This window comes from Actinoallomurus purpureus, from assembly GCF_024055795.1.
Classification (GTDB): Bacteria; Actinomycetota; Actinomycetes; order Streptosporangiales; family Streptosporangiaceae; genus Actinoallomurus; species Actinoallomurus purpureus.
In genome coordinates this window covers 243,549-254,423 of the sequence record NZ_JAMXMY010000014.1, presented here as the reverse complement: position 1 = coordinate 254,423, position 10,875 = coordinate 243,549, and the positions used below count along the sequence as shown (strand labels likewise).

Sequence of the window (10,875 nt, the reverse complement as noted above, 5' to 3'; positions counted from 1 at the left end):
ACATGGCGGGCCAGTTTCTTTTTGATCGGGATCACATGAATTTCGGTCAGGCGGCGGGGTTCGGGTTCGGCATGGCGGGGCTGGGGGGTGTCAAAGAACTCGGCCAGCACGCGGCGGGCCGTTTCCGAGGCGGTTCACAGAGTGGCAATGACGGGCCTCCGCCGTCGTCTAGTGGCGATGGCAGCTCGCCTTCGCCGTCGTCTGGTGGTGGTGACAACCCTCCGCCACCGTCGTCTGGTGGTGGTGATGGCAGCCCTCCGCCGTCGTCTGGTGGTGGTGACGGGCCGCCGCCAGCGCCGTCCAGCGGGGCATCGCACGGAAACGCTGGCCCTGGCGGGGGCGGGGGTCACGCCGTACCGCCTGGCGGCTCCCATGGCACCGATCTGGCGTCTTTCGGTGGGCAGGAACCCCCTGCGGGTGGCGGCGGGGTCGGCAACCTTCCCGAGTCACCGGTCACGGGCGGGCAGACCAACCCGGTCATCGGCGGCCATGACGGGCACACCGGCGGTGACACGGGCGGCACCGGCGGTTCCGAACGTGGACCGGCCACATCGAGCCAGCCCGGCCCCACCACGCTCCCGACACGACCGCCCGAGACCGCACCCGCCGCCGCCCGCCCCAGCGAGACGGCACGCCCGAGGACCGCCGAGATACTGAACGGCGACGGCCGGACCACCCCCCGGCCCGGCACCACCCCCGGCCGCCCCGAAGGCCCGGCCGGCAACGGCCCCCGGCCCGGTGAGACCGGCCCAGAGCCCGGACAAGGCACCAGGCCAGGCGAACACGGCAACAGCACACGACCCGGTGAAGGACCCACCGCCACCAAACCAGACGAAAACGGCAACGGCACCAAACCCAGTGAGAGGCCTGCCGGCGACCAGCCCCGGCCCGCCGACCCCGCCACGCCAGGAAACGACCGCGGTCCATCGACCCCATCGGCGAGTGCCGCGCCGCGCCCCGAGGCACATGAGCCCGGCGTCGTCGGCGTGCCGATCGATCATGGCGTTCACGATCGGGCGACGCCCGGTCCTCGTGGCCACGAAACGCCGGGCGAGCGCCGTCCATCCGAGTCGCGGCCGGATCCCGCCGACCGGGACCGGCCTGCCGGCCAGACGACACCACACGAGACGCCCTCGGGCACCCGGGAGACACCGGGCGACCAGCACCCGATAGCCGAAGCGGTCCCACATGATCGTGTCGCGGCCTTCGAGGAAGGCATGCGGCGGCTCGGCATCTCCGACCTCGGGCCGGACTTCCGGAGCACGGCCGAAGACCGACAGGCACTCCGTGAGGTGCTCGGCGAAGAGAGCTTCCAGGAGCTGGCGCAGCGCATCACCGATATGCGCACGTGGCTCGACCGCAACGGACCCGTAGACCTGAAATCGCCGGAACTGGCGGCCGCCCAGGACCGCATTCCGATCGAGGACCAGGTTGCCACGTACTACTACACGACGTTCGACGGCCCCTCGATCAACCAGGCGCTACACGAAGGGGACCTGGCATATCTCGAGCCGCTGGCACCCGTGATCAGGTGCGTCGTCTCCGCTCTCAACCAGTCGCCCGTATACGTCGGTCCGGTCGAACGCGGTCTCTACCTCAACCATGAGCAGATGCACATGGTCGATCACTACCGTCCAGGCGAGATCGTCCGTGAGCCCGCGTTCACCAGCACGAGTTGGGATCCGCGTCAGCGGTTCAACGGCAACGTGCGGTTCTTGATCTACTCCGAGAACGGGAGGATCATCCCTCCGGGGATGCACGCCGCGCCGCAGGTGCGAGAAGTGCTCTTCCCGAAGGACACGGCGTTCCGCGTTCTGGACGTGGAGCGCAACGGCGACCAGGTGACCGTGCACCTTCGCGAGGTCGTCGACGTCTCGGAGCCGATCGCACCGAAGATCCACGAGCCGACCCCGTACAAGTCGATCATCGACATCCTCGATCCACCAGAGCACGGACCGCTCACCGAGGGCGCCCCACGTGCGGAGGGGACACACGACCGGTCCGGCCCGCCGGCCGCGCACGCCACCGACGACACACCGATCCCCACACCCGACGACCACGCGTCCGAGCCCCGGGACCAGGCGGCCGACGATGTGCTCGCCCATGATGAGCTGCCGGATTGGCTGCGCCGCCCTGCCGTCGACCATGAGGCGCTGGGATCGGCCGAGCAGCAGACCCGTGGGATCTTCGAGGAACACGACGCCGGCTCTCCGGAGGTGGACTTCAGCTCCGAGCCCCTCAACCCGGAGGCCGCACGCGGAATCAACGAGGCTCTGCACCCTCTCGCGCGGGACTATCCGGAGGCCGCCCGGAACGTACGCAGGATCGAAGCCGAGGACTTCCACGAGGTCTTCGGCGACGATCACCCCGGTGCCAATGAGGCCATGCGTGCGGAGACCGCGGGCGATGACAGCGGCCTCTATATCAACAGCCGTGAGTTCCGCGACCTCGCGGCATACGAGCGGTCGGGTGCCTGGTCGGAGCAGAACGGCTGGTGTGTGCCGGGTTCAGGATCGCTCCGGGGGACCGTCACGCACGAGTTCGGTCACCACCTGATGGAGAAGATCCTCAACGATCCCCAGGCCCTCAGCGAGATCAACCACGTGGTCTCCGACCACCTCCGCACCCCGTACGACGCGTCTCTGGCGGAACACCCGCCGGCACTGCAGAACCGGATCGAGCGGGAAGTGTCGATCGTCGCCAGCGTGGACCCGCACGAATTCATCGCCGAACTGTTCACCGAGCACCGGCTGGCCGACAACCCGCGCGAACTCGCGCGGGTTGTCGGCGAGGTCATCGACCGGCACTTCCTCGATCCCGCCGGACGCAGCGCCGATCCCACCGCCTTGGAGGGCGCGCCGTCCTCTGGCCACGGCCACGCAGCGGACCACACCACATCTGACTCTCACGCGGCCCCCGTCGACCCGACCCCGGTCTCCGGAACGCCCACCGCCGGCGGCGATCACACGCCGCTGACCCCGGAATCGCTCGCGCGGAGCAGAGCGTCCGGCGAGAAGGATTTTGAGTGGCTGAAGGAGCCTCGCCGGGGGGAGAACAGAGGAGTAAGGCTCGTCACGTACAACGACGGCCGAACGGTCATCGAAAAGAGCCTGCCACGCCCCGAATTGGCGCGGGCAGAGTACATATCCGCCAAGCTCGGAAGGAAACTTGGCGGGCACTTCTCCGAAGTGATTATGGACGGCGACAAGTCCATTGTGATGACTCCGCTGAAAGGATCGCCCGGAGATGAGATTAGCCGCTCCGGCGAGGCATTCAGGAATTACGTCAAACCGTTCGCCAACACCAGAGACGGTCAAGTCATCGCGGTACACTCGATCCTTATCGGCGACTCGGACTTCCAATACGAGAATGTGATCGTCGACCGCAGTAATGGCCGAGTCGGAAAGGTCGATTTCGAAAGCGTCTCCCGCGCACCCGGAGTGAATCCCAGGAACAACCAGTTCACTCACGGTTATGTCGAGTACAATGGCACTCTAGAACCGACCTACATCGACAATCCACTCAGTCGGCAGGACGCAGACTTCATTCGGCGTGCCGTCACCGAGATGCGCTCGGACTTCGAGTGGTACGGCGAGGCGGAGAATCCCCGCGATCCCGGCCGGTTCTACAACGAAGTCATCGAGCGGCTCGACCAACTCGAAGCGCATGCCACCGGCACGGAGCCCATTCTGGCTCCGGACACCGGCGGCTCCGGGCATGAACCGCCGGCCGGCCACCTGACCACCGACCCGCCGGTCACGGGCTCCGCGCACCGTGCAGAGAACGCCCCGCCCCCGGAGGCGGCCACCCGCTCCGTCCCGGAGCACGCGGATCGCGCTCTTGAGGAACACGTCCCGCAGCCGCACGCCCCCGACCAGTTCCCCCGTCCGAGCACACACGCCCAACTGGTCGACGCGGTCATGAATGGCAGGGAAACGTATTGGTTGACGCGCCGCGCGCTGACCGAGGCGGGGCCGGAAGGCAGCAGAGCGCTCAGCATCATGAAAAAATATGGGACGAAAGTCGAGTATCGGTTGAAGGGCGGAAGCTTCTACGAGCACGCGAAAAACACGATATATATCGATCTAAACAACGACAATGCCGCGTCGGTCGTCATCCATGAGGCCGCCCATGCCGACTGGGCACATCAGGGTTTGCATGCGGATCCTGCGAAACTCGGCCGGACAGACTTCATCAATACCACCCTCAGCGAAGAGACCGATGCCACAGCCCACGGGATCTACGGGAATATACATCTCCAGGCCAACAACCCGCACCTGAATCTCCCCGATGTGGCCTTTCAGAGCCAGTTCACCGCCGCCTATCACACCGGAGTCCAGCAGGCCGAATGGGCCGCTCAATCGCAGGGCAGGATACTCACGCCCCATGAGCGCGCCATTGCCGGTGACACCGCCGGCAGGCAGGCGGTCTATGATGAATACAAGAGTGGCCGCGTAACCAGCACGGTCACTAAAAAGCCTTATCCAGATCACTACGGCGATGAATGGGACGCCTGCGATGAATGGCTGAAGCAGTACGGCCAAACCCCATAATCAAAGGGATTAAATGGAACTGAACGTTATTCGCCAATTGATCAGCACCACACTGATCACAAAAGGCCCTCCTGGAAAAGGAAAGCTCGCGGCGAACCCGGCGGCGAGCATTATGAGGCCGAAAAACCAGCTACCCGGTGGTGCCCGGCTGGTCCTCTTCGAGTCCTTTCCCCACGCCGGGGCGAGCTTCTATGTCGGCCTGGTCGACCGGAAGGTCTTCTACCTGACGGAGGACCCGAAGGCTTTTTCTGCGATGTTGCGGGCAAGCGGTGTAAGGATCACATCTCCCGAGATCGCCGTCGCGCTGGCACGTGCTCATGTCGAGACGACCCGGTCCATGCGTGAGTTCAGCGGCGTGGTCGACAGCGCCGATGACATCACATGGGCCCAGCCCCGGACCCCGGCGGAGCAACAGGATCTGACCGAGGTGATCGGCAGGGTTCGCACCCTCGTACGATCGTCGGCCTCCAGCGCCGCCGGCAACGGGTACGCGGTGACGCTGTTCGTGCTGCGAGGTTCGACGCTGGAGCGCCGAACGCTCACCATCTCGCATGACGGTGACGTCAGTGAACACGTCGAAGCCATCGCATCCGGCCTTCCCACCCCCATCAGTATGTGACGACAAGGCGCACTACCCCAGCCGCACAGCGAGTGGGCGGTCCGGGACTTCATGGCGAAGCTGGTGAATCGCCTCGACGCTCTGCGTCCATGGCCGGACCCTCCGTTCCGGCGAATCGACGTCTCAGAGTGGAGCCGTTTCGCTGACGCCCGGCCCATCGCACGCACCGCGCCTCCGGCTGTTCTCGCCGCCGTCAGACACGGTCTTCGAAGTTGGCCAGGACCACGGCGCGCCCGTCGGCACGCTCGAATGCTCCGATGAGCGCCCGAGCGAGTTCTACCTGGTGGTCCTCGTCGACAGTGCCGCCCATCGGCGTCAACTCGACCCGCCAACGGTAATAAAGGTAACCATCGTCGTCGTTCTCGGCGAGATTCGGGTCGGCGTCCTCGTTCTGCCAGATCTCCAGCCAGTTTCCACGGACATCACACGAGTGCGCCTTCAGTCGAACCGCGTCCGGGAGGTTTTTCAGCACGCACCGGAGAAGGGCCACCTCATCCGCATCGCCGTCGACCATGACGATGAACTGCAAGGTCTCGGACGTCATGATGCTTCCCGATACGACTCACACGGTCGAATTGGACGTGGCACAGCATCGCGCGGTTCCCGGAAAGCAGAGTCCCGCCGTCACGCGAGCGTGGCGGCGGGACTCTTGATGTCCGTGGCTAGATGGCGACCTCAAGCTTGGCGACCTCGCCGGTCTCGGCGGTCACCTGCGAGTCGATGCTGACGCCGCCCGGGGCGAGCACGCGGATCGTCCAGTCGCCGGGCGCGGCGAAGAAGCGGAAGACCCCCTCGTCGCTGGTGACGACCTCGCCGGTGAACTCACCCGTCGCGTCGAGCAGGCGCGCGTACGCCCCGGGCACCGGGGCGCCCTCGCGCACGACCGTGCCCTGGATGACCGCTTCGTTCGCCAGGTCGACCGTGGCAGGCAGACTCGCCGTCTGGGTCGGAGCTCCGCAGCTGTCGCTCATTGTTCCTCCTTGCTGTGATGCGCGTCCTTGTGGCCGGCGATCGGCTACTTGGCGTCGCCGAGCTCGATCGGCACGCCGACGAGCGAGCCGTACTCGGTCCAGGAACCGTCGTAGTTCTTCACGTCGGGCAGGCCCAGCAGCTCGTGCAGGGCGAACCAGGTGTGCGACGAGCGCTCACCGATGCGGCAGTAGGCGATGGTCGGCTTCGACAGGTCGACGCCAGCCTCTTCGTAGAGCTCCTGCAGCTCGTCGTCGGACTTGAAGGTGCCGTCGTCGTTGGCCGCCTTCGACCACGGGATGTTGCGCGCGGTCGGGATGTGGCCACCCCGCTGCGCCTGCTCCTGCGGCAGGTGGGCGGGGGCGAGGAGCTTGCCGGAGAACTCGTCGGGCGAGCGGACGTCCACGAGGTTCTTCGTGCTGATGGCCTCGACGACCTCGTCGCGGAAGGCGCGGATCGACAGATCCTGCTCCTGGGCGACGTAGTCGGTCTTCGGCCGCGACGGGACCGCCTCGACGAGCTCGCGGGAGTCGAGCTCCCACTTCTTACGGCCGCCGTCGAGCAGCTTGACGTTCTGGTGGCCGTACAGCCGGAAATACCAGTACGCGTACGCGGCGAACCAGTTGTTGTTGCCGCCGTAGAGGATGATGAGGTCGTCGCCTGCGATGCCCTTCTCCGAGAGAAGGTTCTGGAACCCGGTCTTGTCGACGAAGTCGCGGCGTACCGGGTCCTGCAGTTCGGTCTTCCAGTCGATACGGACGGCGCCACGGATGTGGCCCTTCTCGTAGGCGCTGGTGTCCTCGTCGACCTCGACGAGGACGACACCCGGGTCGTCGAGGTGAGCCTGCACCCAGTCGGCATCGACCAGGACGTCGGAGCGGCTCATGCGTGGTCCTCCTTGGTGGAGTCGGATCGTTCTTCGGGTGTTCGTGGCATGGCCGTGTTGTTGGACAAACCCGGCCTACGGTGCGGCCCGCCTCGGAGCGAGCCGCCGGATCAGCAGATAAGCCTCACAGCCCAGGCAGACCCCGAAGGCGGCGTTCAGGACCGCCGCGACCAACGCGAGCGCGGTCGCGGTCATTCCCAGTGCCGGGACCTTCAGGGCGTATCCGAACACCCCGATCAGGGCGAACGCCGCCCCCACTCCCTGTGCGAAGCGGGGCGGCGTCTCCGGCTCGAGCTCGCGGGGAGCGCCGAGCCGGGGTCGGATGAGCGCCTGGTAGATCAGGCCGTACGGGGCATTGCGGAGCCCGAAGACGACTCCGACGACGAACACGACGGCCTGGGCCGCCAGTAGCAACCAACTGCCGGTCACGAGAACGACGACCAAGACGATTGCGGTGAGGGTTGCGCCGAAACGCTGTCCCCTTGGGTCGACCTGCATCGGCTGATGCTCCCGGTGACTGCGGTGGTGCGACGGGCTGGACGGGCTTGACTGCCTCAGGCCGCGGGACAGAGCGCGGTGGCGACGCGGCAGAAATCGACCGCCCGTCGCTTCGTCAGCAGCTCTGTCCAGGAACGCACGGACACGATGGTAAGCGCCGTCTCGCGCTTCGTAAAACCCCGTCTCGGCCATCGAGACGTGAAACCTCGGCCTGTGAGCATCTCCGACCTGCGGAGACACCCCTACGGAAGGATCTTGAACGCCTCAGCGTGCCGGGGCCGCACCACGCTTGAAGTGCCGCCGGTCGAGTGTGGCGATCTCCTGCACACCCAGGCGCTCGGCGACCGCGACGCCGACCGCTGCCGGGGAGGGAGAGTCGGCAGAGCGTTGAGCGCCTCAGGCGACGGCTTCGCCGAGGGCGGCGATTATGTCCGCTTTGCGGGGCAGGCCGGAGCCGCGGCGTACGATCCGGCCGGACCCGTCGAGCACGAACACGGTCGGGGTGCGCAGGACGTTCAGCCGCCGTACGAGGTCGAGGTTGGCCTCCGCGTCGAGCTCGACGTGGACCACGCCCTCGACCACGCCGGCCACCTCCCCGAGGATCCGACGGGTCGCGCGGCACGGCGCGCAGAACGCCGAGGAGAACTGCACCAGGGTCGCCCTGTCCCCGAGGTCGGCCCCGAGCTCGGCCGCGTCGAGACGCTCCACGTCGTCATCCTTCCGCGCGCGCAGCACACCATTGCGGTGCCGCCAGATCAGGCCGGACACCGTGGCCAGGACGAGCGCCGCCGCCGCGACGTAGAAACCGGTCATCACCTCGTCACAAGGCGAACACCGCACCCGGCATTCCCGCCCGCCTCAGACCCGAACGCTGAGCAACCGCTTCCCGTCGACGGTACGCACCTCCACCGACGCGATCCGGTCCCTGGGAATCATCGACGATCCGGAGAACTCCGCGGACCCCTCGTACTCCACCTGCCAGCCTCCCGCGACGTCACGCCGCCCCTGCCGGTCGACCGCGACCAGGTGGCAGCGGGATCCGACCGGAGCCCCGGTCAGGCGGACCGTGAACGCCGTACCCCATTCCTTGGACCACATCGTGATCTGGGCGCCGACGCCCGTCGCCGCGTCCCTGCCGTGCACGGTCGTGCCGGCGGCGACCGCCGGGCCGGGCGTACGGGTGGCGGCCGGGTGATCCGCGCCGAGCCGGAGACCGCCCGCGACGCCCGCTCCTCCCGTGACCAGGGCGACGGCAGCGGCCACCGCCAGCAACGCGCGGTTCCGGCGGCTCCGTGCGCGGTGCTCGGCGGCGGCGCGGGCGACCACCGACTCGAACAGCTCGTGCGGCGGAGGACCCACCTGCGTGATCTGGTCCTCGGTCACCCGGCCCAGCAGGGCGGGCAGGCCCGCCAGGCCCGCCAGTTCGTCGCGGCACCGACGGCAGTGGGCGAGATGGGCGTCGACCACGGCACGTTCGGCGGGCTCGATGGCGCCGAGGACGTACACGCCGAGCAGCGCGCGTAGCTCGGCGCATCGGATCTGCGTCATGGCGCCAACCCCCGCTCCTCCAATGCCAGTTTCAGCGCCCGCAGCGCGTAGTACGTCCGTGACTTGACCGTCCCGGCCGGTATTCCCAGGACCGCCGCAGTCTCGGCCACCGAACGTCCCCGGTAGTACGTCTCGATCAGCACGGAGCGGTGCTCGGAGCTGAGGTCCGCCAGCGCCTCGGCGACGGTCCACGATTCGAGGGCACGGTCGATGTCGTCGCCCGCCGGCAGGCCGGCCAGCGCCGCCTCTCCGGTCTCGGGCGGCCGTGACCGGCGCGCCCGGTGGGCGTCCACCACGAGGTTGCGGGCGACCGTGAAGAGCCAGGGCCGTACGGGGCGGCCGACCAGCGCGCCGGGATGACGCCAGGCACGCAGCAGCGTCTCCTGAACGATGTCCTCGGCCTGCTGGCGGTCACCGCCGGTCAGCCGCAGGACGTACCCCAGGAGCGGTCCGCCGTGCTCGGCGTACAGCGCCCGGAGCAGCCGGTCGTCCGCAGTGGGTCCCACACCCTCAGCACGTACGAGGGGGACGCGGGGTTCACCGGCCCCGGCATCCCCCGCGAACTCCTGTGGGCTCAGTGGGCGTTGAGGCTGGACAGCTTGACGTTCTGCGCGGTGGTCGACACGCGCAGGCCCTCCGGCTTGACCTGCACGTCGCTGATCCGCGTGCCCAGCGGGAGGCTCTTGACGGGCATCGTGAAGGTGAAGGCCTGGCGGACCAGGCCGATCGGCACGGACATTCCCGCGGCCTTGACCGTCTGCGGGACCACGCGGATGGTCCGGCCCGACGGCTGCACGGTCACCGTCGCCGTGACGGTCCGTGTGACGCCCAGGACGCTGTACGGGCCGCGCACCTGCAGCGCGGACCCCTGCGCCGAGACCTTCATGCCGTTCGGCGCGGCCTTGTTCACGTCGTCGTAGCCGATGGTGGCCGCGGAGGTCGCCGTGTCGGCGACCATCTTGGAGGAGTCGCCCTTCATGGCGTCCGACATCGGCGCCGTGACGCCCTTCAGCGCGACCATCGTGTCCGTGAGCCGGACACCCTGCTCGTTCAGCTCGCCGACATTGATGTCGATCTCGTCGTACCGCCCATCCAGCGCCTGGGTGAGGAACGGGAAACCCTTGATGGACACCTCGGGGGTGTGGTCGAGCTGATATTGCGCGGCGACGTTCTTGGCGATCTCGTTCTGCGCGACCCGGCGGCCGATGATATCGCCGGCGATGGCGATTCCGCCGAAGACGACCAGCAGGATCAGGCAGGTCACGAATGCTTTGCGCATGTCTCCCCCGATGGGCGATAGGCGATCACCCTATCGATGGCACGGCCGCCGCCGGATCACACCGCATGATGAGATCGGCGTCACCGGATCACACGGGATGATGAGATCACCGGATCACACGGGGCGACGAGATCGGCGTCACCGGCCTCATCCGCCGGCGAACGGCGGCAGCACCTCGACCGTGCCACCGTCGGGCAGCGTGACGGTGGCGTGGTCCCTGCCGCCGACCGGGGCTCCCTCCACCAGGAAGGAGCTTCGGGCGAGGACACGCCCGAACTCCGCTCCCCGACCGGCCGAGGCGACCGCCAGGGCCTCCGCCAGAGTCTCAGCGTCATAGGGTTCCTCGGCGGTCCCCGCCGCAGCGCGCGCGGCGGCCCAGTACCTGATCAGGCCCTTCGCCATGTTCCCCCTCCCGTGGTCTACACCACTCCGGTAGTGAGCTCTTGCCCTCTGTCCGATATCCTCGCGTACTAGGGATCCGGGCAACGTCGCCCTCGGGTCCTCAACGTCTTTTTGGGGCCGC

The 10,875-nt window shown here is 67.6% G+C and carries 13 protein-coding genes; 2 read left to right on the top strand and 11 right to left on the bottom strand.

Features of this window, described 5'->3' with window-relative positions:
- Positions 1 to 168 precede the first annotated feature (168 nt).
- Positions 169 to 312, bottom strand: coding sequence for a hypothetical protein (locus tag NE236_RS25820; protein WP_252844722.1), 144 nt, complete (start codon positions 310 to 312; stop codon positions 169 to 171).
- Between the two features lie 674 nt (positions 313 to 986).
- On the opposite strand from NE236_RS25820, the gene NE236_RS25815 reads away from it, so the two are divergent.
- Both NE236_RS25815 and NE236_RS25810 read left to right on the top strand, forming a co-directional pair.
- Positions 987 to 4,553, top strand: coding sequence for a DUF6782 family putative metallopeptidase (locus tag NE236_RS25815; protein WP_252844721.1), 3,567 nt, complete (start codon positions 987 to 989; stop codon positions 4,551 to 4,553).
- Between the two features lie 13 nt (positions 4,554 to 4,566).
- Positions 4,567 to 5,172, top strand: coding sequence for a hypothetical protein (locus NE236_RS25810; protein WP_252844720.1), 606 nt, complete (start codon positions 4,567 to 4,569; stop codon positions 5,170 to 5,172).
- A gap of 193 nt (positions 5,173 to 5,365) precedes the next feature.
- Here the strand turns inward: NE236_RS25810 and NE236_RS25805 are convergent, their stop codons facing one another.
- The 10 genes from NE236_RS25805 to NE236_RS25765 form a co-directional block, all read right to left on the bottom strand.
- Positions 5,366 to 5,701: a hypothetical protein gene (locus NE236_RS25805; RefSeq protein ID WP_252844719.1), complete on the bottom strand. Its 336-nt coding sequence runs from the start codon at positions 5,699 to 5,701 to the stop codon at positions 5,366 to 5,368.
- A 133-nt stretch (positions 5,702 to 5,834) separates the two neighbouring features.
- Positions 5,835 to 6,143: a DUF1416 domain-containing protein gene (locus NE236_RS25800; RefSeq protein WP_252844718.1), complete on the bottom strand. Its 309-nt coding sequence runs from the start codon at positions 6,141 to 6,143 to the stop codon at positions 5,835 to 5,837.
- 44 nt (positions 6,144 to 6,187) lie between these two features.
- On the bottom strand, positions 6,188 to 7,027 hold the full coding sequence (locus tag NE236_RS25795; RefSeq protein ID WP_252844717.1) for a sulfurtransferase: 840 nt from the start codon (positions 7,025 to 7,027) through the stop codon (positions 6,188 to 6,190).
- 75 nt (positions 7,028 to 7,102) lie between these two features.
- Complete coding sequence (locus NE236_RS25790) at positions 7,103 to 7,525, bottom strand: DUF4395 domain-containing protein (protein WP_252844716.1); 423 nt, start codon at positions 7,523 to 7,525, stop codon at positions 7,103 to 7,105.
- 56 nt (positions 7,526 to 7,581) lie between these two features.
- A complete protein-coding gene (locus tag NE236_RS45215) occupies positions 7,582 to 7,746 on the bottom strand; it encodes a putative leader peptide (RefSeq protein ID WP_372494437.1) in 165 nt (54 codons plus the stop codon).
- Between the two features lie 175 nt (positions 7,747 to 7,921).
- Positions 7,922 to 8,233, bottom strand: a complete 312-nt coding sequence (locus NE236_RS25785) for a thioredoxin family protein (RefSeq protein ID WP_252844731.1) — start codon at positions 8,231 to 8,233, stop codon at positions 7,922 to 7,924.
- A gap of 150 nt (positions 8,234 to 8,383) precedes the next feature.
- Positions 8,384 to 9,073 carry a zf-HC2 domain-containing protein gene (locus NE236_RS25780; protein ID WP_252844715.1) on the bottom strand — a complete coding sequence of 230 codons (690 nt, stop codon included), beginning with the start codon at positions 9,071 to 9,073 and terminating at the stop codon, positions 8,384 to 8,386.
- Complete coding sequence (locus NE236_RS25775; RefSeq protein ID WP_252844714.1) at positions 9,070 to 9,579, bottom strand: sigma-70 family RNA polymerase sigma factor; 510 nt, start codon at positions 9,577 to 9,579, stop codon at positions 9,070 to 9,072. The genes NE236_RS25780 and NE236_RS25775 overlap by 4 nt, the downstream gene beginning before the upstream one ends.
- 68 nt (positions 9,580 to 9,647) lie before the next feature.
- On the bottom strand, positions 9,648 to 10,352 hold the full coding sequence (locus NE236_RS25770) for an LmeA family phospholipid-binding protein (protein WP_252844713.1): 705 nt from the start codon (positions 10,350 to 10,352) through the stop codon (positions 9,648 to 9,650).
- Positions 10,353 to 10,499: 147 nt separating this feature from the next.
- On the bottom strand, positions 10,500 to 10,754 hold the full coding sequence (locus NE236_RS25765) for a MoaD/ThiS family protein (protein ID WP_252844712.1): 255 nt from the start codon (positions 10,752 to 10,754) through the stop codon (positions 10,500 to 10,502).
- Positions 10,755 to 10,875 lie beyond the last annotated feature (121 nt).